Genomic DNA, 24005 nt, shown 5'->3' with positions numbered 1-24005 from the left:
TTGTCTCGTTTACTAACAAACAATTCAAAGATTTTATAGCTTATTTAACAGCTTATAGCAGTTAAACACATTGTATTCTTTGATCACGAAGCTGGAATGTAGTGCAACAACGCTGTCAATCTTACCAATACGGCGTAATAGAATTTCACTATAGTCATCCATATTACGTGCCACAAGTTCTAAAATAAAATCAGCACTCTGCCCCGTCACTAAAAAGGCATTGGTGACTTCAGGAATATCTTCAATTTCTTGCAGGAATTTATCAAAGGTTTCACTATCATGTTTGCTCAAAGAAACCTGCAAAAGAATATGTAAGCTAAAACCGAGTTTATTAAAATTAATCTCTCGTTTCAGTTGCCCCATCACTTGGGATTCAATCAGGTTTTTAATACGGCGATGCACCGAACTCACTGAAAGATTAATACGCTCTGATAATTCATTCAAATTCACATCTTCATCGGTCAAAATCTCGAGAATTTGTTTATCGAAACGATCTAATTCCATTCTACAGTTCTCACTTTTCATCTATGTTTTTATCGGAACTGCTTACTCAGTAATTTCTAAGGGTCAAGGGAAAACATTCGTTTAACTTTTGACGATACTGCATGAATAACGCAAACATGATTCCGATGAACTTTTGGTTTATCTTTGTCTCAAAGCCGAAACAAGACCTTTTGAGCAACTGTTCAACAGATCTTCCAATAATGAACAACTCGTTTCGATCCCTTACGGAACTTTAATCGTTCCTCACCTGAAACATAAGATAACAAAGCCTTTTCATAATTATTTCCCCCTTTTTAGTTTTTTTAAAGTAAATTTGGTAATAATTTCTAATATTTTCTGTTTAAAACGAATTTTATTTTAAAAATTAATTTTAATTCCCCATATTTTTTTTACTTTATTGGCTATTTTCCTCTTTTCTTTCCCATTAAAAAGCCCCGATTATGAATCAGGGCTTTTTAATTCAGAAACTAATTTATAAACCACGCCAATCAATACGTGCATTTCGTTCAGTCGCATAAATACGTTGTACATATTGCCCAAGCGGTAGATCTAATAAAAAGTCGTGATATTCTCTGATTTCGCCTGTAAATTGCTCAATATTATCGCTTTCAAGCTCCCAAGGCGTTCCCTTAATCACAAGCAGCGGTGCAAGAATCGAACAAATCGCAATATCGGCTAGACCAAGGCGGTCACCAACTAAATAGCGCCCCTGATTATCAATTAAACGTTGATTCAAATCCGTAATCAATTCAGTCATACGTAATTTGGATTTAGCAACTTTCTCTGGATTGAGCTTATAATTTGTAGAGACTAGGCTCTTTAAAATAGGCTTAGAAATTTTTTCAAACTGACGTAAATAGCCTTGTTCACCCATCATGATTTCAAGTGGATGATCCCCGACAGATAACGCTTGCGCCAATGACCAACGGCGGACATGAACCCCAAGCTCACCTGATAACTTATCAATTTCCAAGGCTTGTTCACGCAATTGCTCATCACGTCTCAACAATGCATGTTCAGGATATGTGGCATCTAGATATAAAGCGATTTGTGTTGAATCAGCAATCCATCGTTTATCATCTTTCAGCATTGGCAATAAATACTGCCCTGATTTTAAATAAGTAAATGCACGATGAAAGCCAGGAATCAAATTATGTGCAACATAGTCCAGTTCCTTATGATCTAACAACCAGCGAGCTTTTTCACAATAGTGAGACAAAGGAAATTGGTATAAAACCCGCATAAATTCTCCAGTTTTATTTTTCTATTGGTTCAAACATAAGATTTTCTTACTTTAGAAGTAAAACTTAATCAATACAATGTCCTTTTCAATCTATCTTTTTTTAATTTTGGCTAAATCCATTTATAAGTTTTTCTGTTGAGCTTATCCAACGTTAGCATATGAATTAGTCTTTTATACTGAGAAGTAAAATACAATTAAAGGTAAGTGATTGTTTTAAATATAAGTTCAATATCAATTTTTACGTTATTTTTCCAATAAAAAACACTTAAGAATTATTATGATATACAAACCATAACTGATGGTTTAATCGAAAAGTAAAATGTTTGTAAAGTCCCTCTTATCTATTAGAGGTGCTCACATGTCCAGTAATCAATCAGTCATCAGAACTCAGGTACAACTGATTTCAAATGATCAGCAGGCCATCAACGCTGCCTATCAAGTTGCTGACTTTGCATTAGAAGATCGAAATCATCGAGATCAAAATCGTGTTTTACCCACTGAACAAATCATTCAGTTTAGCCAAAAAGGTCTCGGTGGAATCCGTGTACCACAACACTATGGTGGTGCTTTTGTCTCCAATAAGACCTTAGCCCATGTGTTTCGTATTTTAAGTAAAGCCGATGCCAATGTTGGACAAATTCCACAAAACCAATTCGGTCTTTTAAATTTTATTAATATCACAGGTTCAGACGCTCAAAAGCGGTTTATTTATGCTGAAATACTTGTAGGTAAACGCATTGCCAATGGTGGGCCTGAAAAAAATTCTAAAGATACCAAAGCCATTCAAACCACTTTAAGGTTGGAAAATGGGCAATACTTTTTAAACGGGGAAAAATTTTACTCGACTGGAACGAGCTTTGCAGATTGGTTAGCAATTCGTGCCCTACACCCAGATGGCTATACCGTATTGGCGATCGTTGATCGACATGCTGCTGGTGTTGAAGTGATTAATGACTGGAACGGCTTCGGTCAACGTACTACTGCCAGTGGAACGGTAAAATTACACAACGTTGTCGTTGATCCTACACTATTTTTTGATGAACGCATTATTGCCGACACCCCAAATGTACGCGGTGCGTATTCTCAACTTTTGCAGGTTGCCATTGATGTTGGGATTGCCGAAGCAGCTTTTGATGACACCTTATCTAGCATTCGTAAAGCACGTCCCATTATTGATGCAGGTGTAGAAAAAGCCAGTGATGAACATTACACCTTACAAGAAGTTGGCAAGCTCAATATTTTGCTCGATGCTGCCATTTTATTACTGGACGATGCTGCCGAATATCTAGATGAACTTGATCAAATTGCTGAGATTTCTGCCAAGCAAGCTGCTCGTGCTTCGATTTTGGTCGCGGAAGCAAAGATCTATGCCAATGATGCTGCCCTGCATATCTCAGAAAAGTTACTCGAACTTGGTGGCAGTCGTGCCAGTCTGAGCCAACATAATCTTGATCAACACTGGCGCAATGCCCGTGTGCATACCCTACATGACCCTGTGCGTTGGAAATTCCATGCCATTGGTGATTACTACCTCAACGGTACATACCCTGCCCGCCATGCTTGGATTTAAGGAGTAAATCGTCATGACTTCATATCAAGAATTACAAGGTTTTGCCAAAGCCAATTTTAAAGCGGCGCATGTTATTCAGAGCAACGCAGAAGCTTTAGAAATTGCAACTCAACTCAGTCAGCAGTTTAAACAAGCGGCAGTTGAACGTGATGCCAATCGAAACTTGCCATTTACTGAAATCGAAAGCTATAGCCAATCAGGTTTATGGGCAATTACCGTACCAAAGCAATACGGCGGTGCAGAAGTTTCCAGCCTAACCGTAGCCAAAGTCATTGCGCTGTTTAGTGGTGCGGATGGTTCAATCGGTCAGATTCCACAAAACCATTTTTATGCATTGGAAGTATTGCGCAATACGGGCACGGAAGCGCAAAAGAAACGCCTCTATCAAGAAGTATTACAAGGTGCGCGTTTTGGTAATGCGCTGGCTGAATTTAAAACACGTACCTCTGCACATAAGCAAACCACATTGATTCCAAGCGAAAACGGTTATCGGATTCAAGGCGAAAAGTTTTATTGCACGGGCAGCTTGTTTGCACATCGTATTCCAACTTTAGTGCTTGATGAAACGGGCAATGAGTTTTTAGCCTTTGTACAAAGAGATAGCCAAGGTTTAGAGCTGATTGATGACTGGTCTGGCTTTGGGCAACGTACCACAGGCAGTGGTACAGTCAAATTTAATCAGGTCTTTGTTGCCAAAGAGGATGTAATTCCTTTTGATACTGCCTTCAAGCAGCTATCTTTGGTGGGACCATTTGCGCAAATCATGCATGCAGCGATTGAAGTCGGGATTGCCTGTGCTGCTTTTGAAGAAACACTGGAGCGTGTGCGTGTTGCCCGCCCTTGGATTGATGCCAATATTGATTCCGCCACTCAAGACCCCCTAACCCTATCTGAGCTCGGTCGTGTGGCAACCGATGTCAAAGCCAGCGAACTTTTACTAAAACAAGCAGCTCGATCTGTCGATGCTGCTAAATATGAGTTGAATGCTGAGACCTTAGCCAAAGCCTCGATTGATGTTGCAAAAATACGTGCACATAGTACTGAAACAGCATTAAATGCATCATCGAAATTGATTGAGTTGGCGGGTAGTCGTGGCAGTCAACGTGCAGATGGATTGGATCGTCATTGGCGTAATGCGCGTGTACACACCTTGCATGATGCTGCACGCTGGAAATATTACTTTATCGGTAATTATGTGTTGAATGGCATTCTGCCTCCACGTCGGGGGACTTTGTAATGAGTCAAACGACTGCTAAAAAAATCTTGTTAAATGCCTTTGATATGAACTGTGTCGGTCATATCAATCATGGCTTATGGACGCATCCGCGTGATCAATCACATCGCTTTAATGAATTGAGCTATTGGACTGAACTGGCACAAACCTTAGAACAAGGTTTGTTTGATGGTTTATTCCTAGCCGATATTACAGGTGTCTATGATGTCTATCAAAATGGCATCGATCTCACCCTGAAAGAATCGATTCAGTTACCAAGTCATGACCCTTCCACCCTGATTTCAGCGATGGCCTTGGTCACGCAAAATTTGAGTTTTGGTGTGACCGTCAATCTCAGCTATGAACAGCCCTACCAATTTGCACGGCGATTTGCCAGTCTTGATCATTTAACTCAAGGTCGTTTGGGCTGGAATATTGTCACAGGCTATTTGGATAGTGCCGAACGTTTGATTGGGCAAAAAGGCTTGAAAGATCATGATGCGCGTTATGATCAAGCTGAGGAATTTTTACAGCTTTGCTATAAATATTGGGAAGGTTCTTGGGAAAATGATGCCTTAAAGAAAGATAAACAACAGCGCGTTTTTACTAATCCCAATAAAGTCCACTCGATCAATCATCAAGGGCAATATTACCAAAGCCAAGGTGTATTTCAGGTTGCACCATCGGTTCAACGTACGCCAACACTCTTCCAAGCAGGTGCTTCACCGAAAGGACTACAGTTTGCCACGCGTCATGCCGAATGTATTTTTATTGGCGGCGATCAACCTGAAAAGATTCGTCAGCAAGTTAATAAAATACGACTACAAGCACAGCAACAAGGTCGAGATGAAGATGCGATTAAAATCTTTGTCGGTATTACCGTTGTCGTCGCGGAAACACATGAACTTGCCCAGCAAAAACTGGCTGAATATCGTCAATATGCCAGCCCTGAAGCAGGTCTAGCGCATTATGCCAGTTCAGTCGGAATTGATCTTTCACAGTTTGCAGATGATGAAACGATTCCTTATCAAAAGAGCAATAGCATTGCTTCCGTCAATGAGAAATTTAAAGAACAGCGCATCAGCAAAAATGATCTGAAAGCACAGCATGTTTTGGGTGGACGTTATCCGCTTATTGTAGGCAGTGGTGCTGAAGTTGCGGAATATCTCATTGAACTGCTTGATCAGACCGGCATTGATGGTTTTAACCTGACTCGTACGGTTGCACCTGAATCACACCATGATTTCATTCGCCTAGTGATCCCGGAGTTACAGCAACGTGGACGTTATAAAACTGAATATGCCACAGGCTCATTACGCAATAAGCTATTTGCCCAAGGCGATCATTTAGCTGCAAGCCATCCAGCTGATCAGTTCCGATGTCGAACGCATAACAACACAGATGAGCTAAAAATAATTGAAGAAATTAGTGCTTAACATTTAAGAAAAGAATTGGAGAAATATATGGCTCAAACAGCCTCAAAAAAATGGCTTGGTATTGGCCTTGTTATCGTCGTTGCGATTATTGCCTTATTGATCTGGAATAAACAAAGACAGAACCATAGCAGTGAACTGGTGATTGGGATCAGTCCTTCTTTTGCTCATCCACTGCAAGTTGCAGCAGATGAAGCCAAACAACAAGGTTTGAATGTCAAATTGGTCGAGTTTTCAGACTGGAATACCCCAAACATCACTTTGAATCATGGTGATATTGATGCGAACTTTTTCCAGCATCAGCCTTTTTTGGATAATGCCATTAAGGAAACTGGCTTTAAATTAAAATCCTTTGCTGCAGGTGCAGCTTCACATGTTGGACTGTATTCAAAAAAATATAAAAGTTTTGATGAACTCCCGAATGGTGCAACGGTGGCTATTCCAAATGACCCAGTTAATCAAGGCCGTGCTTTATTGCTGTTGCAACAAGCCAAGCTGATTGAACTGAAAGACAGTAACAATCATCTTTCTGCACTGAAGGACATTACCGCAAATCCGAAAAACCTCAAATTTACTGAAGTTGAAGGACCGCAAACTGCACGTGCAATTGACGATGTTGATCTCGCTTTTGGTTATCCGCATTACTTACGTTTGGCCAAAACGGCTGATCCTGAAAGTGCCTTGTTGTTTGATGATAACACCAATAAACGTTATGCAATTTTATTTGTGGTGCGTGATGACTATCAGGACAAAGACAACAAACTACAGAAATTTGTCGAGATTTATCAAAACTCACCTAAAGTCAAAGCTGCATTAGATAGCGATTTCGGTCCAACGTTGTGGTTCCCAGGTTGGAAATAAGGAGAACAATCATGGTGAGTTTTGGTTCACAGGTCGATTTTTCAGTCCCACATCTAAAAATACGTGGTTTAAATAAGTTTTATGATGTACAGGGCCAACGCTTACATGCCTTAAAAGACATTAATATCGATATTCCCAAAGCACAGATTGTTGGGATTATCGGCAAAAGTGGCGCAGGTAAATCATCCCTACTCCGTACCTTAAACGGCTTAGAGTCAATTGATACAGGTAGTATTCTGATTCATCAACAAAATATTGCAGAATTTAGCCATGCCGAGTTGATTAAAACTCGGCAGAAAATTGGCATGATTTTTCAACATTTTAATTTAATGTCTGCCAAAACGGTGTGGGAAAACGTAGCTTTACCGCTACGTATTGCGGGTTACGACAAGGCTGAGATCGAACAACGGGTCAGTGAGGTACTGACGCTAGTTGGATTAGAAGTAAAGCGAAATGATTATCCTGCTCAACTTTCTGGTGGGCAGAAACAACGTGTAGGGATCGCACGTGCCTTAGTTTCTCAGCCTGAAATCCTGCTCTGTGATGAAGCAACCTCAGCACTAGACCCTGAAAGTACCGCCAATATTCTGTCCTTATTAAAACAGATCAATCAAGACCTCGGTTTAACCATTGTCTTGATCACCCATGAAATGCAGGTTATCCAAGAAATTTGCGATCAGGTGATTGTAATTGATCAAGGTGAAATTGTTGAAGCTGGGCAAGTCTGGTCAGTATTTTCCAATCCACAACAACAGATCACGCAGGAATTACTCAACTTTGAACAGGTGAATTTACCCTTTGAGTTGAGCCAAACCATTCTGCCTCAGAGTACGCATCAGATTTTAAAATTGAAATATGTCAGTGAATCGAAATCAGTGCCTGATTTATATGAACTATTGGATGGCTTTAATAGCCCCGTTCAGGTGTATTACAGTCAGATAGATACCATTCAGCAACGTACCATCGGTTCACTAATCATCGGGATTCGCAATCTCGACTTTGATCTCAACCACTCACAATCTGAAAAACATCCTGCTATAACACAACTTGAGGTGATCGGTTATGTACAATCAACTCATTGATCTATTACTGACAGGCACTACCGATACTTTAATCATGGTCGGTGTTTCAGCGATTCTCGCCTTTTTGATTGGTCTGCCAATTGCTTTAATTTTGGTGAGTACTGCTGATTTTGGGATTTATCCTTCCAAAAAAATCAATCAGTCATTAGGCTGGATCATTAACATCACTCGATCAGTCCCCTTCCTGATTTTGATGGTGGCTTTGATTCCATTTACCAGCTGGATTGTCGGCACCAGCTATGGGGTCTTGGCTGCAATTGTGCCGTTGACCATCGCCGCGATTCCTTTCTTCGCACGTATTGCAGAGGTCAGTCTACGTGAAGTCGATCAAGGGTTGATTGAGGCAGCACAAGCGATGGGCTGTAACCGCAAGCAGATTCTTTGGCATGTATTGCTTCCTGAAGCTTTACCGGGGATAGTTGCAGGTTTTACTGTGACTATTGTGACCATGATCAGTTCTTCTGCCATTGCAGGTGCCATTGGTGCAGGCGGTTTGGGCGATATCGCCTATCGCTACGGCTATCAACGTTTTGATATGCAAGTCATGCTGGCGGTGATTTTAGTCCTGATTGTTTTGGTCATGTTGGTACAAACGACAGGCGATAATATTGCCAAACAGCTCGATAAACGCAAAGTTTAAGCTCGAAATAAAAATCCGCACTCGCCATGACCTGACTTTGTCATGGCTTTCATGTAAAATCAGCAGCAATTTTTAAATAACACATTTGTGAGTGGTTTCATGGGTTTTAATTGCGGTATTGTTGGTCTGCCAAACGTAGGTAAATCTACATTGTTCAATGCATTAACAAAGGCAGCGATTGCAGCTGAAAACTTTCCGTTCTGTACCATTGAACCGAATACAGGTATTGTCCCTGTTCCAGATCCACGTTTAGACAAACTTACAACGATTGTTAAACCGCAACGTGTTATTCCAACCACAATGGAATTTGTTGATATCGCAGGTTTGGTTGCTGGTGCATCCAAAGGTGAAGGCTTGGGTAACCAATTCCTTGCCAATATCCGTGAAACTGATGCCATTGCACACGTGGTACGTTGTTTCGAAGATGAAAACGTGATCCATGTAAATGGTAGAATTGACCCATTAGATGACATTGCAACCATCAATACTGAACTTGCACTTGCTGACCTTGATACCGTTGCAAAAGCATTATTACGCTTAACTAAAGCAGCAAAAGGTGGCGACAAAGACGCGATTGCAACCAAAGCAGCTTTAGAAAAAATTCAACCCTTATTAGATGAAGGCAAACCAGCACGTGCGGCTGACCTTTCTGATGATGAACGTAAAGCAGTGCGTGGTTTCGGTTTAATGACGCTTAAACCAACCATGTATATTGCTAACGTTGCAGAAGATGGTTTTGAAAATAACCCACATCTTGATGCAGTAAAAAAACTGGCTGCTGAAGAGAATGCCATTGTTGTACCACTTTGCAACCAGATCGAAGCTGAAATTTCATTACTCGAAGATGAAGACCGTGCTGAATTCTTAGAAGCAATGGGTATGGAAGAACCAGGCTTAAACGTCGTGATTCGTGCAGGTTATAGCCTACTTGGCTTACAAACTTACTTCACTGCGGGCGTACAAGAAGTGCGTGCTTGGACGGTTAAAGTCGGTGCGACTGCGCCACAAGCAGCTGGTGTCATTCATACCGACTTCGAGAAAGGCTTTATTCGTGCAGAATGTATTGCTTATGATGACTTCATTCAATACAACGGTGAAAATGGTGCAAAAGAAGCAGGTAAATGGCGTTTAGAAGGTAAAACCTATGTCGTTCAAGACGGCGATGTATTACACTTCCGTTTTAACGTGTAATTATTTCAATATAAAAGCACTATGGAAAAAACCCTAGGACGATTATTTGCACATGATCTGACTTTACGGCGTGTTTTGATTTTTATCATTCTCGTCGTATTAGGATCAGTTGACCTTGCTACAGGTTATGAATATTCGTTCTCTGTGTTTTATCTCATTCCAATCTCGATTGCGGCATGGTACGACCACACTAAAATTACAATTATTACCATTTTGCTTTCAGCCATTACTTGGCTACTTGCAGATATTAATGCAGGTCACCCCTACTCCAATCACATTATTCCGTTTTGGAATGCCACAGTTCGTTTAGGTCTATTTTCAATCGTTGCTTTCTTGCTTATAAATGTTCGTAAAAACTGGCAGGAAATGAAAAATTTGGCAATGAAAGACCAACTTACCTCACTTGATAATAGCCGTGCCTTCGATATTGAATATCGTATTTTACGTAAATTGAATTTTCGCAAACAGTCACTTTTCGCTGTTGGCATTATTGATCTTGATGGTTTTAAAGCCGTCAATGATACTCATGGACATCATCGTGGAAATGAAGTTCTGTTACAGTTTTCACAAGTTCTAAAAAAAGCCTGCCGTTCATCAGACATTATTGCGCGTTTAGGCGGTGATGAATTTGCAATTATTTTATTGGATGCTGATGAAACTCAAGCACACCTGTGCGACCAGCGCCTCAGAACCTTATTTGCAGAAAGTGGCTTAAATCAAAAATATGGCGTCGATTTTAGTATGGGTTTAGCCATTTTATCCGAATTGCCAGAAAACCTAGAAGATGCAACCAAGACCGCAGATCAGCTCATGTATCAATCAAAATCTTTAGGTAAATCACAAACAACGATTCAATCATTTATTTGACCCATTGCGTCGGTGTACAAGTTGTGACCTTTTTAAATATTCGAATAAAAAAACTCACATTTTCATAGCCCACTTCATAAGCAATTTGCTGAATAGTCATATCTGTGGTTAATAATAACTTCTTGGCTTTATCAACTCTCACCTGTTGCAAATATTGATTGGGTGAAATCTGTGTCGCCAATTGAAAACGCCGTTTTAAATTTCGCTCACTAAAGTTAAATTGCTGAGCCAAATCGGCAATGCGGTTTTCCGCAGCACAATGTTCATCTAACCAATCTTGTACTTGCAATACGGCTTCATCACAGTGGTTACGATACATCGGTAATACGGGATTCAATGATTGTGGCAAGGTCATTAACAAATGGCTTGCACACAATTGAGCAAAATAGTCCCCTTTATACTGTGCAACGATGCCCAGTAAAGCATCAAACGTACCCAATAATGTCCCTGTGCTATAGACCGATCCTGCGTGTAGATAGTTTCGATTTTTAGTAAATGAACAGCTAGGAAATAAACCTTTCAGCTCACGAATAAAAGCCCAATGGGTTGCTAACAGCATATGATCAGCAAGTTTGGTTGCTGCAATAAAATAAACACCCGTTGTAACAGCTAAAATAGCAATCTGCTGTTGTATTAAACTTCTAATCCACAGCACTAAATCATGGCTTTGTAATGTTAATGTTGCTAACTGCTTCCCCTCAAAACTAGGAATAATCACCAAATCGTAAATGCGATCTAGCATGATATGCCCATCTACATCGATCTGTGCTCCACTTGCACTCTGTTTCGCTAATCCATCGATACTCAGAATTTCAACTTGGTATGTTGCAACCTGACCCTGTCGCGCTTCCAACAAAGCCACGACATGAAAAAAATCCTTAACCATCATCAGGCTCATTGCCCAACATCCATCATAAGCAAGAATTGCAACTCTTTTCATTTCGATATGGCACGATCAGACTATTGATCGTCATGATTATATCTATATCACACAATGGTTTTTAACTATTCTGATATTCAATTTATACATTTGGAGCATCTTACCATGCAACACTTTGAAATAGTTGAAAAAATCATATCAACCATTGAAGGCAATCTTTTTGTAAAGATATGGCAGCCACAACAAACTGAACCAAACAAACAAATTCCGATTTTATTATTCCATGACTCTTTAGGCTGCGTGCAACTATGGCGAGATTTTCCTGAACAACTTTGCATCAAAACTAATCGCATGATTATTGCCTATGATCGTCACGGCTTTGGACAATCTGATGCAAGCGACACACAACTCTCTACCGATTTTATCCAACAAGAAGCTCAAGTTGCTGCTGAACTTTTAGATCAGCTTGAAATCTCACAAGTGATTGCACTGGGTCATAGTGTTGGTGGTGGCATGGCGGTCAGCTTTGCAGCTCAATATCCATTCAAATGCGTTGCGGTGATTACGGAAGCAGCTCAGGCATATATTGAACAAAAGACCTTAGATGCCGTTTCTGATGCAAAACAGATGTTCCAACAGCCTGAACAATTGCAAAAACTCAAAAAATATCATGCAGAAAAAGCACAATGGGTTTTGGATGCTTGGACTGAAACATGGCTTTCACCTGCATTTCGCAATTGGAATCTGGACAATGACCTCAAAGTATTACAAACAAAATTGCTCGCCATTCATGGTCACAATGATGAATACGGTAGCTTAGCGCAACCTGAACGATTAGCCCAATATGCAGATGCTGAATTACATTTGATTGAAGCGTGTGGACACGTTCCTCATCGAGAAAAACCGCAACTGATTGTTCAAATCATCAAGGAATTTGTTGCAGTCTACGCCTAAAATGACACTAAAAATCAGTAATTTTGTCTTACTGATTTTTTAATAATTTCTGTAATTGTTTGGTCACATGCACCCTTGCCTTCTTCTGTTTAAAAATCGTCGGAATATGCAATAAAAAGAAGGAGTGGCGATATTTTTTATGATCGCGTAAATCTTCTTTTAAATAGTCATAGAGATCAATCGCCGCTTCACGATGAAATGCCCATAGCACTTGTTGTCTATACATCACCACATAATAAGCATCATTCTGCCAATTCAGTTCATGTTTTTGACGACAATCACAAGACTCACACACTACACCTCCTTTATTCATTAAAGAATAAGCCACAGACCATTTTTGTACATCATAGGTCTCAGGTAAATCGTGAATCTGCTGAAGATCAACCGATAAATTAGGATAGTAAAAAGCAGCATTCCAATAACCACCACAACTATCCTGAAAACGCTGATATTCAAAATCTGAATGTTGCTGAAAATACTCGATATCTTTTTTGAGTTGAATCTTGGCTAATCGAGCAAATTCAAAACTCGCTTTGCGCTGACATGATGGACATTTAATGCTTAACTTGTGCGGTAATGACCAATATTCGTAAAGTCCTGTCATTTGCTTTTAAATATAAATCTTGGGTTAAAGACCATTCAGCATAACAAGCTGATCGCACATTTTAAATGATCTATTTATTGCAATAAAAAAACCGAAATCTAAATGATCTCGGCTCTTTTAAAATTATCTGGGCTTAAGATGCAGTTTGGACTTTCATATCCATCGCGGCACGTTTGCTTTCAGCTTCTTTCAAAATACGCTGATGTAATGGTTTACGGAAACCCAGTAAGAATACGAACTCAGCTAAAACGAACAATGGACCAATTGCCAAACCAATCAGGTCATCAACAAAAGCAGGTTTTTTCTTTTCAAAATAATGTCCTACAAACTGAAAGACCCAGCCTACAACAAAAATACCAACGCTCGCACCTAACCAACTCCACATGGATAAAGCTGCAATTTTTACTGAAAAAGGATAAGCCAATACCAACAAAAGCAGCATTAAAGTGCCAAATAGCTTATCGAGTGTAAGATAATAAATACTACTTAAAACAATGAGCAGCATTGCCAATGTCATAGGAAAACCTGATATCTCGATGCCTGCTCGCGCAGTTAAACATAAGATTGAGAAAACAATTAAAGGAATCCCCACAAAATGGGTCATAATATTATTTCGATCTAAATGATAAGCAGCATATTGGCTGAGTTGACGTTCCAAATTTGTCATTGCTCATTCCTCATATAATTAGTTTATGCTGTTAATCTATAAGAAATGATTGGATGAAGTTGTCATATAGCTGACAAATAGATTTATTTTTACAAAGGAAATGTTGTGTTAGATGCAATTTATATTAAAAATTTGCAGCAAAATTCTTGGTTTAGTCATCTCGCTGAACCATTCCAAAACTTTATTATTGAACATGGTAAAAAACATAGCATAGAAAAAAACACTGCCGTGTTTCATGCCCAAGACATTTTTGATGGTGTTTATGGTGTGCTTGAAGGATCGATTAGTTTGGGCTATATCGACGTCAATGGGAATGAAGCAATTGCTGCAATTGCAGAACCTATCATGTGGTTTGGTGAGATTTCACTAATCGACCAACAACTGCGTTCCCATGATGCTATTGCACTTAAAAAAAGTATCGTTTTACAGATTCCAGCACAACCACTTAACGCATTTCTACTCCAAAATCCTTATTACTGGTACTACTTTGCATTGCTCACCAGTCAAAAACTTCGTTATGTCTTTTTAGAACAAATTGCAATTCAGACTCAAAGTATTAGCCAACGCCTTGCACAACGCTTGTTATTTATACTTGAAGGCTATGGCAACCGTTCTTCTATTCAAGATTTCAATATTCAAATTTCACAAGATCAACTTGCCAATATGCTGACGATTTCCAGACAAACAGTGAATCAAGAATTGAATGTATTTGAAAAACAAGGGATCATTCAACTTGGCTTTAAAAAAATAGAGGTGCTTGATCTTGAAAAGTTAAAAAAATTAGCCATCGTTGGTTATTTAAAAGAATAAAAAATATCGCTATGATTTTATCTTATTTTAAAGTTTAGCAATCGCTTTCTTCACTCCAATATCTTGTTAATCTTAAACATAAATTAAAAGATAAACTCTCGCTATAAAACACTACGCATCAATTAAAATTATTAACAAAATCAACCTGCTTTGTTGTTATAAATTCATCTAGATTAATGCTAAGCACTATCGCTTAGCTCATTCAGATGACAACCATGAAAAAAGTCGCAACAATTTTAACAGCAGGCTTATTCACCGTATTAAGTGCAAGTGCATTTGCCTGCCCGAAAGGCACTCAATTACAAGGTGGCACAGGGCCAAACCATAAAGGTGGCAAGTGTGTAGCAGCAAATGTCGTAAAAACCCAAAAAGAAACAACGAAAGCAAAAGATGCGATGAAACATGACAGCATGAAAATGTCATCGGATACTAAAAAAGCAGCAACAACATCAACCACTCAAATCAAGCAGGAAGCAGCAAAAACGTCATAACCCCAAACTCATGATAGCTTTAACCAGCTGAAGCGAGATTCATCATCTCGCTTTTTATTATTTTGGCGATGTATTTCCTAAAGCTGGGTTATCAATCGCATCTTTGCACTGTGCTTTATCACGCTCATAGTCAGCTTGCTTTTGAGCCGATGAACTCGAATTATCTTTTACATCCCTTGCCCAAGTATCAAGACTAGTCAAAGCTTTACGACACAGCGCATATTTCCCTTCAGTCACAGAATCAGTCATCTTCACATTAATTCGCCAATCAGTACTGAGCTGACGCAAAGGTTTTCTAACTTTTTCTTCAATCTCAGCAGTTTGTCTATTATAAACAATTGAATCAATTTGATTAATTAACTTCCAAGCAGCGCGTGCATATGTCGTTGCATCATTATTAAGTTTTGGCGCTGGTTTAATCTCCACTTTTTTCTCTGGCTCATTGCTTGAATGATCACATGCAGTCAATAAAAGGCTGCTGAACAACATGATTGTTGCTACATGAGTTTTTGTATTAAACATATCAAATCACCAATGAAACATTTGGGCATTATGCTAGTCAATTCAGCGACAATACTCAATCATTGTTACTGATTTACCCCATATAACAAGCTATTTTCTAAAGAATTGATTTCATACCAATATCATTTAAAGTACGTGAATAAAGCAATCACCTGAACAGAAAATCTTGGAACTTAATTTTGGAACCATCGACTTATGTCACAAATAAAAATTTACGCACTACGCCAAACGATTGATCAGTTTAGAAGCCAACTGTCAGATGCAATTCATCAAGCATTGGTCACAAGCTTAAACTATCCTAGAGAGAAGAAATTTCAGCGCTTTATTGCGTTGGCAACAGAAGATTTTATTTATCCAAATGACCGAAGTGAACATTATTTGATTATTGAAATTTCAATGTTCGAGGGCAGAACAATCGCTACGAAAAAACATTTCATTCAAACCATCTTTTCTAATATCCAACAACAATGCGGTATTTCCCCTCAAGATATTGAAATTACAATTTTTGAAACACCAAAATCAAATTGGGGAATCCGTGGTCAAAATGCAGATGAATTACGACTTAACTATCAAGTCGATGTTTAAACAGAGCAACGTTGTTGTTATTCACATTTTTTGTCTAACAAAACCATGTTTTTTTTGTATCAGACAAGCTTAATTCAGTAAAAAGTTCTGCTATGCTTAACTACAAATTACTCAGGATAGGATTACACGCATGAGCGTCACTCTTGGAACTCCACTTCAATCTTCTGCATTTAAGGTTTTACTGTTAGGTTCTGGGGAGCTTGGTAAAGAAGTTGTGATTTCTTTACAACGCTTAGGTGTCGAAGTTCATGCTGCGGATCGTTATGATCATGCACCAGCCATGCAAGTTGCGCATTTCTCTTATACCTTGAATATGGCTGATCCAACTGAGTTAAAACAACTCATTGAAACAATTAAACCCAATTTAATCGTTCCTGAAATTGAAGCGATTGCAACTGAAGTGCTCGTGGAAATTGAGCAAAGTCAAACGGCGACGGTCATTCCGTCAGCTAAGGCAGTGAATCTTACGATGAACCGAGAAGGAATTCGTCGTTTAGCTGCTGAAGAACTCGGTTTACCCACCTCTGCTTATCGCTTTGCCAATACTTTAGAAAGCTTCCGTGCTGCATGTGATGACATTGGTTATCCAAACTTTGTAAAACCTGTGATGTCTTCATCTGGCAAGGGTCAATCACGTGTTAAAAGCTTTGATGAAGTTGATGCCGCTTGGGAATATGCAATGCAAGGCGGTCGTGTCAATCAAGGCACGGTGATTATTGAATCACAAATTGATTTTGACTTTGAAATCACCCTACTAACAGTCCGTGCAAAAAACCCACAGACTGGCGAAATCGAAACTCATTTCTGCGATCCAATTGGACACCGTCAAGATGCGGGCGACTATGTTGAAAGCTGGCAGCCTCAACCAATGACAGCGGCAGCATTGCAAGAATCAAAACGTATTGCACACAAAGCAACAACAGCATTAGGTGGCTGTGGTATCTTTGGGGTAGAACTATTTATCAAAGGCGATAAAGTTTGGTTTAGTGAAGTCTCTCCTCGCCCACATGATACGGGTCTCGTGACTTTAGCTTCACAATTCCAAAGTGAATTTGAACTGCATGCACGTGCTATTTTAGGTTTGCCTGTCAATACAGCTCGCCATAGTACTGCGGCAAGTGCCGTGATTTATGCAGGTGTAGATGCGAATAACCTCAGCTTTACTGGCGTGAATCTTGCTTTAACCAATCCAAATACTGACTTACGTTTATTTGGTAAGCCTGAAGGCTTTAAACGCCGTCGTATGGGGGTTGCAACTGCCCGTGCTGAAACGACAGATCTTGCCCGTGAGCTAGCAAAACAAGCTGCTGACCAAGTGATTGTACAAACGAACTCTTAACCTAAATTGAGTAGACCCATTTTCATGATCAATACATCTCCTTTGTTGAACTATGTCACGAGTCATCATGATATTAAGGCCATTAACCAATGGCGAACAGATGTAGAAAAGCAATTACAAGAGAGCTATGAAAATGGGCAAACCATTCGTGAAGTGATTAAGGCCCGATCTAATTCGATTGATGAAGCTTTAGTTTTTCTATGGAATCATGCTGAATTAAATCAAACCGAATTAGGTTTATTTGCAGTTGGAGGGTATGGTCGCCGTGAAATGCTGCCATATTCCGATACCGACATTATGATTTTATCTGAAGATGAAATTAGTGAAGAACAAGAAAAACTGATCTCTACTTTTATTTCTTCTTTATGGGATGTCGGTAATTTCAAACCAGGAATTAGCGTTCGTACCATCCAAAACTGTGTTGAACAAGCAACCAATGATTTAACCGTTGCATCGACCCTGATTGAAGCACGTTTAATCACAGGCAATGAACAACTGGCTAAATGGCCACGCCGTATCGTTGCGCAAACATGGACGGATAAAACCTTTTATGATGCCAAAATGGCAGAACAAACCAAGCGTTATGCTCAGCACAACAATACCGAAAGCAATTTAGAACCTGATATTAAAAATGCACCTGGTGGTATCCGTGATATTAATCAAATTGGTTGGATTGCCAAACGTCATTTCCGTGTCAATCGCATTTATGATTTGGTACATCTAGGTTTTATTACCGAATTCGAATTGGCTGTACTTGAGGAAGCAGAAAGTTTCTTATGGGAAATCCGAACCCATTTGCACCGTATTGCTAAACGAGATGAAAATCGTTTATTGTTTGAATATCAACGTGATATTGCTGCTAAATTTGGTTATGTTCGTGAAGAAGGTCAACATGCTAACTTTGCAGTTGAACAGTTCATGAAACGTTATTATCGAACAGCCCAGCAAGTTTCAACCCTCAATGAAATGCTACTTGCCTATTTCAATGAGTCGGTAATCACACCTCGCCTACCCGATTATGAACGTCAAATTATCGACATCAATGATCATTTTAAAATTGTAGATGGCAAACTTGCGGTACAACATCACAAGGTATTTTCAGAAGAACCGAGTGCCATTTTAGAATTATTCTATCTTTTGGCAAATCGACCTGAAATTGCAGGTATCCGTGCCCGTACTTTACGTCTACTTGTTCTTGCTGCAAAACGGATTGATCAAAGATTCCGAGATAATCCAGAACATCAAGCCCTGTTTATGTCGATTATCCGCTCACCTCATCTATACGACACGATGGTGGCGATGAAACGTTACGGCGTTCTAGGCAATTACATTCCTGCTTTCGGACAAATTACGGGACTGATGCAATATGATCTGTTCCATATCTACACCGTTGACGCACACACCTTATTATTACTACGCAATTTGAGCCGTTTTAAAGAACCTGAATTTGCCAAAGAATTCCCTGTGGTGAGCTCAGTGTTCCAGCGTATTGCTCGCCATGACATTGTCTATATGGCAGCGATTTTCCATGACATTGCCAAAGGTCGTGGCGGTGATCACAGTGAGTTAGGCGCACTGGATGCCATCGAGTTCTGTCGCACGCATGGTTTTACAGAACGTGAATGTAAACTGGTGGCGTGGCTGATTAATAATCACCTGTTAATGTCACTCACTGCACAGAAAAAAGATATTTCTGATCCAGATGAAGTCAAAGAATTTGCCGAAAAAGTCGGTGATATGGAGCATCTGGATTATCTCTACACCCTAACTGTGGCGGATATTAATGCCACCAATCCAAAACTTTGGAATACGTGGCGTGCTTCTTTAATGCGCCAATTGTATACCTATGCGCGTGATGTGATTCGTTCAGGTTTGGGTCGTCCTGTTGACTATCAAATGTTGATTGAAGACACCAAGTTTGCTGCAAGTGAATTATTGGTTAATAACTTCTCGCTCGCTGAAGTCGAAAAAGTTTGGCAAGAGCTTGGTGATGAATACTTTGTTAAAGAATCAGCCAATGAAATTGCATGGCATACCCAAGCAATTTTGCAACACGGCGATAACCCTGAACCTTTAGTTTTATTACGTGCGCACCGTAATGCTGCGGATGACGCCGTTCAAATCTTTATTTATACCCGTGATCAACCGAACTTATTTGCGACCACGGTTGCTGTCTTAGATCGCATGAATCTTGATGTTCAAGATGCAAGAATTATTACCGCAACCACCTCATTTAGTTTAGACACCTACTTAGTCCTTGATCGTTTTGGCACATTACTCACCGACCCTGATCGTGAACGTAAAGTGAAAGCTGCCCTTGTAGATGCACTGAGCCATTCAGATCAATATCCGGGTATTATGCAACGCCGCATTCCACGTCATTTACGTCATTTCGATGTACAAAATACCGTGGATATCGTACTGAATCCGACGTTACAACAACATATGGTTGAAATCTCAACACTCGATCAACCGGGTCTCTTAGCTCGGATTGGGGCATTGTTTATGCTCCAAGGTTTGGATATTCACTCAGCAAGAATTGCAACACTAGGTGAAAGAGCCGAAGATATTTTCTTTGTGACCAAGAAAAACGGTATATTACTCACCCATGAAGAGGTGAAAGCTTTCGCGGAAACGCTTAAAGCAGCTTTAGATGAAGCATCGAATCAAATTTGTAATCCATCTTAAAACACCCCTGAATCCCCCCTAAGTTGCGATGCTTTAGTCGCCTCTCAGGGGATTTGTTATTCTTATTTTCGGTAATTGTTTAAATGAACTCTAGTTTGTCTTTATTGCATCCCTATCCTTTTGAAAAGTTAAATCAACTTTTTAAAGATGTGCAGCCTGCCGATTTGCCATTGATTCCATTATCAATTGGTGAACCGAAACATCCTGCACCAGAGTTCGTTAAACAAGCAATCATTGATAATTTTGCGCATCTATCGACTTATCCAAATAGCAAGGGTTTACCTGAGCTGCGCCAAAGTATTGCACAGTGGCTCACTAATCGTTTCAAGCTGAATCATATTAGTGCGGAAAATCATATCTTGCCTGTTTCTGGTACACGTGAAGGCATCTTCTCCTTTGTACAAGCCTTGATTAAACGTGAAGATGCACCGTATATCGTGATGCCAAATCCGTTCTATCAGATTTATGAAGGTGCAGCATTGCTTGCAGGTGCAAAACCTTACTTTATCAACTGCACAGAAGAAAATGGTTATTTAGGTGACTTTGATGCTGTTCCTGCGGAAGTCTGGGAAAAAACAGCATTATTATTCGTTTGTACACCGGGTAATCCGACAGGGACAGTACTATCAAAAGAACAGTTTAAAAAATTAATTGCGCTGTCTGATCAATATGGTTTTGTGATTGCATCTGATGAATGTTATTCAGAGCTTTGGTTTGATCAAGCACCAATTGGTCTTTTAGAAGTCTGTGCTGAAATAGGGCGTGATGATTATAAAAACTGTATCGTATTCCATTCGCTTTCAAAACGTTCAAACTTACCGGGCTTGCGCTCTGGTTTTGTTGCAGGTGATGCGGCACTCTTAAAACCCTATTTGCAATATCGTACTTATCACGGTGCTGCGATGCCTGTTCAACATCAATTGGCTTCGATTGCAGCATGGAATGATGAGGCACATGTAGAAGAAAATCGTCAACAATACCGTGCTAAATTTGATTTATTCCAAACGGAGTTAGGACATTTGCTACCGTTACAAAAACCTGATGCAGGTTTTTATTATTGGTTAAAAGTTGATAATGACGAAACTTTTGCCAAAATGTTGATGGAAAAAGCCCATATCAAAGTTTTACCGGGTCGTTACTTGTCTCGTGATACTGAACAAGGTAACCCAGGTGAAGGTCATGTCAGAATGGCATTGGTCGCTGATTTAGCGCAATGTGAAGAAGTAGTGAAACGACTCAAAGCCATTCTTTAATAATGAGTTTTAAGAATCCATGTACACACATGGATTCTTTTATCACACATCAAATTTGTCCAATGATCAGTATTGTGGCAATCAGAATCATTAAGCTACCAGAAATACGACTCACAACTTTTACGGCATGAGGTCTGGTACGCAATAGTTTGTTCGCTGCTACTCCAACTAGAACATAAACCACAGCACAGCTCAGTAAATGAATCATTCCCAATAAAATAATTTGTGTTGTCGGTGAGAGCGCCATTTGAGGATGAATGAATGGGGGCAATAAAGCAAAAAATAACAACAGCACTTTCGGATTTAAGCCACTAATCCCCACTCCCTTAATCAACCACGATTGAGCAGATTCAAGTTTCTGAGTTGGTTTAGTCTCAGTTGAAATGGTGGCAGGATGAATGAACAGATTTACGCCCATCCAAAACAAATAACAAGCACCTGCAATCGTCATGGTACTTAAAAGAATAGGATAATGGTTAAGTAAAGTGCCAACACCAGCTGCAACACATAAAATAGCGATTAAGTGACCCAATACCAATCCCATCACTGCCGTGATGACAAACTGCCCTTTTATTCCTGCTAAAATTGCATAAGCCCAATCTGCACCTGGTGTCAAAACAAATAAAATTGAAACACACCAAAAAGCAAAAATGACACTCAAATCCATATCCAATACCCATTCACAAATATGTCCATGTTTTTCACCATTTGGTGAAAATAGATTTGAGAGAATAGGCTTTAATGCTTAAAATGTTATTCCAAATGTTTGCTTATTTTTAAAACCAAAAGGTAGATTATTCTAAATGGATCGTATTGATAAGAAAATTATTGCTGAACTACAAGCAAATGGGCGATTATCTATTACCGAATTAGCCGAAAGAATCGGTTTAAGTCTGTCCCCTTGTCATCGTCGAGTCAAAGCATTAGAAGAATCTGGCGTAATTAAGGGCTATCATGCTGATCTTGAAGCTTCACAAATCGGCTTTAATTTTGCTGCAATTATCTTTGTGACTTTAAAAGATGGCGATAAACGTGCTTTGTCTAGCTTCGAAGAAAAAGTCAGTGAAATTGCAAATGTGATTCAAGCACAGCGGCTATTTGGTAATCCTGATTATTTGTTGCATGTGGTGACCAAAGACCTCGCTAGTTTTCAAAAACTTTATGATGACAGCCTCTCTGCTTTACCGAATGTACAACGTCTTACCTCAACGATTGTCATGAAGAATGTAGTATCGAATCGCTTGCTTCCTTTATGACGAACTGTGATGAAAAATATCATCACTTCATAGACCTAAATTTATTTTGGTGTGCCCAAGAATCCTCTCTATTAATTTTTTCATCTATCCATTCAGTATTGACCATCTGTTGAAATCTTCGTCTATACTTAGGCCATCAATATTTGGCGACTATGGAAAGATGGCTTCTCAAACTCCCCAGAAAACAAAGAAGAAAATTTGGTTTATCTTAGCGATCATTATTGTTTTTCTAATAATTGCAATCATGTTTTGGCAAATGAACAAAACCAAAAATTCACAAAATGTGGAAAAGCAAAAACGTGCGAATCCAACTGAACAGAAAGCAGCGTTGACTGTGACGGTTATTCAACCCGAACAACAAAATTGGAGACAAAGCTTTACTGCCAATGGCAACATTGCAGCTTGGCAAGAAGTGGTGATTAGCAGTGAACTATCAGGACAACGACTGACTCGAGTCAATGTCAACGTTGGTGATGAAGTTAAACGGGGTCAAGTTTTAGCTGAAATTAATAGTGAAACCATTCGTGCTGACCTCGCCGCAGCCCAAGCAAGCTATGCCGAAGCACAAGCTGTGCTAGCTGATGCGATCACCAATAACAAGCGCATTCAACAACTTAAAAATACAGGGGCGATTTCTGCGCAGGAATCTACTCAATATCAAACCTCCCAAGCCACTGCACAAGCCCGTCTTGATGCAGCCAAAGCTCAAATTGAAAGTCATCAATTACGCTTAGCTCAAACCCAAGTGGTTTCGCCTGATAATGGTGTTATTTCAGCACGTACCGCAACCGTTGGTTCTTTGGCACAGACAGGACAAGAACTTTTCCGTTTAATTCGAGATCATCGCTTAGAATGGCGCGCTGAAGTCACCTCATCTGATTTATATAAACTCAAACAAGGTATGACAGCCCGTATCATTTCACCAGACCCAGCCCAAGCAACAGTCACAGGCAAAGTTAGGATGATAGCGCCTGTTATTGATCCACAAACTCGTTACGGTTTGGTTTATGTCGATATTCCAACAACTCAAGCAGTTCGTATGGGTATGTTTGTGAAAGGTGAGTTTGATCTCGGTGAAAAACCTGCACTCACTATTCCGCAAACTGCGTTATTACTACGAGATGGTTTTTCTTATGTGTTTATTGTTGATCACAATAATCGTGTAACACAGCAAAAAGTCACTGTAGGTCGTCGTTTGGGTGATCGCGTTGAGATTATGGATTTACCTACTCATGTAAAATTGGTTTCTTCAGGAACAGGGTTCTTAACGGATGGGGATTTGGTCAGCGTTGCCAAAGATATTCCTGACACACCTCTCAGCAAACAACTTGTGACCACACAGGAGAAATAAG

The 24005-nt window shown here is 39.7% G+C and carries 24 protein-coding genes; 17 read left to right on the top strand and 7 right to left on the bottom strand.

Features of this window, described 5'->3' with window-relative positions; genetic code table 11:
* Nucleotides 1-33: 33 nt before the first annotated feature.
* Together MMP60_RS10710 and MMP60_RS10705 are read right to left on the bottom strand one after the other, a co-directional pair.
* The gene (locus MMP60_RS10710) at nucleotides 34-504 is read right to left on the bottom strand and encodes an Lrp/AsnC family transcriptional regulator (protein WP_004653077.1); all 471 of its coding nucleotides are present in this window, start codon (nucleotides 502-504) and stop codon (nucleotides 34-36) included.
* A 472-nt stretch (nucleotides 505-976) separates the two neighbouring features.
* Entirely contained in the window at nucleotides 977-1747 is a 771-nt protein-coding gene (locus MMP60_RS10705; RefSeq protein ID WP_241336246.1) for a glutathione S-transferase family protein, read from the bottom strand.
* A 358-nt stretch (nucleotides 1748-2105) separates the two neighbouring features.
* Between MMP60_RS10705 and MMP60_RS10700 the strand changes: the two genes are divergently transcribed.
* From MMP60_RS10700 to MMP60_RS10665, 8 genes are all read left to right on the top strand, one after another.
* Entirely contained in the window at nucleotides 2106-3317 is a 1212-nt protein-coding gene (locus MMP60_RS10700) for an SfnB family sulfur acquisition oxidoreductase (RefSeq protein WP_241336245.1), read from the top strand.
* A gap of 13 nt (nucleotides 3318-3330) precedes the next feature.
* Nucleotides 3331-4554, top strand: a complete 1224-nt coding sequence (locus MMP60_RS10695; protein ID WP_241336244.1) for an SfnB family sulfur acquisition oxidoreductase — start codon at nucleotides 3331-3333, stop codon at nucleotides 4552-4554.
* Entirely contained in the window at nucleotides 4554-5966 is a 1413-nt protein-coding gene (locus MMP60_RS10690) for an LLM class flavin-dependent oxidoreductase (RefSeq protein ID WP_241336243.1), read from the top strand. Before MMP60_RS10695 ends, MMP60_RS10690 begins: the two co-directional genes overlap by 1 nt.
* A 27-nt stretch (nucleotides 5967-5993) precedes the next feature.
* Nucleotides 5994-6824, top strand: a complete 831-nt coding sequence (locus MMP60_RS10685) for a MetQ/NlpA family ABC transporter substrate-binding protein (RefSeq protein WP_241336242.1) — start codon at nucleotides 5994-5996, stop codon at nucleotides 6822-6824.
* Nucleotides 6825-6835: 11 nt separating this feature from the next.
* Nucleotides 6836-7906 (top strand): ATP-binding cassette domain-containing protein, encoded by a 1071-nt coding sequence (locus tag MMP60_RS10680; protein WP_241336241.1) that lies wholly within the window; start codon nucleotides 6836-6838, stop codon nucleotides 7904-7906.
* Entirely contained in the window at nucleotides 7887-8546 is a 660-nt protein-coding gene (locus MMP60_RS10675; RefSeq protein ID WP_241336240.1) for a methionine ABC transporter permease, read from the top strand. Before MMP60_RS10680 ends, MMP60_RS10675 begins: the two co-directional genes overlap by 20 nt.
* A 99-nt stretch (nucleotides 8547-8645) precedes the next feature.
* Nucleotides 8646-9737 carry a redox-regulated ATPase YchF gene (gene ychF / locus MMP60_RS10670; protein ID WP_241336239.1) on the top strand — a complete coding sequence of 364 codons (1092 nt, stop codon included), beginning with the start codon at nucleotides 8646-8648 and terminating at the stop codon, nucleotides 9735-9737.
* Nucleotides 9738-9758: 21 nt separating this feature from the next.
* A complete protein-coding gene (locus MMP60_RS10665; RefSeq protein WP_241336238.1) occupies nucleotides 9759-10604 on the top strand; it encodes a GGDEF domain-containing protein in 846 nt (281 codons plus the stop codon).
* Here the strand turns inward: MMP60_RS10665 and MMP60_RS10660 are convergent.
* Complete coding sequence (locus tag MMP60_RS10660) at nucleotides 10597-11502, bottom strand: helix-turn-helix domain-containing protein (RefSeq protein ID WP_241336404.1); 906 nt, start codon at nucleotides 11500-11502, stop codon at nucleotides 10597-10599. The genes MMP60_RS10665 and MMP60_RS10660 overlap by 8 nt on opposite strands.
* 147 nt (nucleotides 11503-11649) lie before the next feature.
* On the opposite strand from MMP60_RS10660, the gene MMP60_RS10655 reads away from it, so the two are divergent.
* Nucleotides 11650-12438 carry an alpha/beta hydrolase gene (locus MMP60_RS10655; protein ID WP_241336237.1) on the top strand — a complete coding sequence of 263 codons (789 nt, stop codon included), beginning with the start codon at nucleotides 11650-11652 and terminating at the stop codon, nucleotides 12436-12438.
* Nucleotides 12439-12466: 28 nt separating this feature from the next.
* Here MMP60_RS10655 and MMP60_RS10650 read toward each other — a convergent pair whose 3' ends face one another.
* Both MMP60_RS10650 and MMP60_RS10645 read right to left on the bottom strand, forming a co-directional pair.
* Nucleotides 12467-13042 carry a hypothetical protein gene (locus MMP60_RS10650; protein ID WP_241336236.1) on the bottom strand — a complete coding sequence of 192 codons (576 nt, stop codon included), beginning with the start codon at nucleotides 13040-13042 and terminating at the stop codon, nucleotides 12467-12469.
* Between the two features lie 133 nt (nucleotides 13043-13175).
* Nucleotides 13176-13709 (bottom strand): Mpo1-like protein, encoded by a 534-nt coding sequence (locus MMP60_RS10645; RefSeq protein WP_241336235.1) that lies wholly within the window; start codon nucleotides 13707-13709, stop codon nucleotides 13176-13178.
* Between the two features lie 105 nt (nucleotides 13710-13814).
* On the opposite strand from MMP60_RS10645, the gene MMP60_RS10640 reads away from it, so the two are divergent.
* Entirely contained in the window at nucleotides 13815-14519 is a 705-nt protein-coding gene (locus MMP60_RS10640) for a Crp/Fnr family transcriptional regulator (protein WP_241336234.1), read from the top strand.
* 215 nt (nucleotides 14520-14734) lie between these two features.
* Entirely contained in the window at nucleotides 14735-15010 is a 276-nt protein-coding gene (locus MMP60_RS10635) for a hypothetical protein (protein WP_241336403.1), read from the top strand.
* 57 nt (nucleotides 15011-15067) lie between these two features.
* Here MMP60_RS10635 and MMP60_RS10630 read toward each other — a convergent pair whose 3' ends face one another.
* Nucleotides 15068-15532 carry a hypothetical protein gene (locus tag MMP60_RS10630; RefSeq protein ID WP_241336233.1) on the bottom strand — a complete coding sequence of 155 codons (465 nt, stop codon included), beginning with the start codon at nucleotides 15530-15532 and terminating at the stop codon, nucleotides 15068-15070.
* A gap of 195 nt (nucleotides 15533-15727) precedes the next feature.
* Between MMP60_RS10630 and MMP60_RS10625 the strand changes: the two genes are divergently transcribed.
* The 4 genes from MMP60_RS10625 to dapC all read left to right on the top strand — a co-directional run bounded on the left by MMP60_RS10625 (nucleotide 15728) and on the right by dapC (nucleotide 21397).
* On the top strand, nucleotides 15728-16117 hold the full coding sequence (locus MMP60_RS10625; RefSeq protein WP_241336232.1) for a tautomerase family protein: 390 nt from the start codon (nucleotides 15728-15730) through the stop codon (nucleotides 16115-16117).
* Between the two features lie 121 nt (nucleotides 16118-16238).
* Nucleotides 16239-17456: a formate-dependent phosphoribosylglycinamide formyltransferase gene (gene purT / locus MMP60_RS10620; protein ID WP_171067649.1), complete on the top strand. Its 1218-nt coding sequence runs from the start codon at nucleotides 16239-16241 to the stop codon at nucleotides 17454-17456.
* 24 nt (nucleotides 17457-17480) lie between these two features.
* Entirely contained in the window at nucleotides 17481-20144 is a 2664-nt protein-coding gene (glnD, locus tag MMP60_RS10615) for a [protein-PII] uridylyltransferase (RefSeq protein WP_241336231.1), read from the top strand.
* Nucleotides 20145-20227: 83 nt separating this feature from the next.
* Complete coding sequence (gene dapC, locus MMP60_RS10610; protein ID WP_241336230.1) at nucleotides 20228-21397, top strand: succinyldiaminopimelate transaminase; 1170 nt, start codon at nucleotides 20228-20230, stop codon at nucleotides 21395-21397.
* A gap of 49 nt (nucleotides 21398-21446) precedes the next feature.
* Here the strand turns inward: dapC and MMP60_RS10605 are convergent, their stop codons facing one another.
* On the bottom strand, nucleotides 21447-22064 hold the full coding sequence (locus MMP60_RS10605) for a LysE family translocator (protein WP_241336229.1): 618 nt from the start codon (nucleotides 22062-22064) through the stop codon (nucleotides 21447-21449).
* 136 nt (nucleotides 22065-22200) lie between these two features.
* Here MMP60_RS10605 and MMP60_RS10600 point away from each other — a divergent pair, with 136 nt between their 5' ends.
* Both MMP60_RS10600 and MMP60_RS10595 read left to right on the top strand, forming a co-directional pair.
* Nucleotides 22201-22653: an Lrp/AsnC family transcriptional regulator gene (locus MMP60_RS10600; RefSeq protein ID WP_018679890.1), complete on the top strand. Its 453-nt coding sequence runs from the start codon at nucleotides 22201-22203 to the stop codon at nucleotides 22651-22653.
* 160 nt (nucleotides 22654-22813) lie between these two features.
* On the top strand, nucleotides 22814-24004 hold the full coding sequence (locus tag MMP60_RS10595; RefSeq protein WP_241336228.1) for an efflux RND transporter periplasmic adaptor subunit: 1191 nt from the start codon (nucleotides 22814-22816) through the stop codon (nucleotides 24002-24004).
* The last annotated feature ends 1 nt before the right edge of the window (nucleotide 24005 follow it).

It is taken from the genome of Acinetobacter sp. ANC 4805 (assembly GCF_022549495.1).
Taxonomy (GTDB): domain Bacteria; phylum Pseudomonadota; class Gammaproteobacteria; order Pseudomonadales; family Moraxellaceae; genus Acinetobacter.
This window is presented reverse-complemented; position numbering and strand designations above follow the sequence as displayed.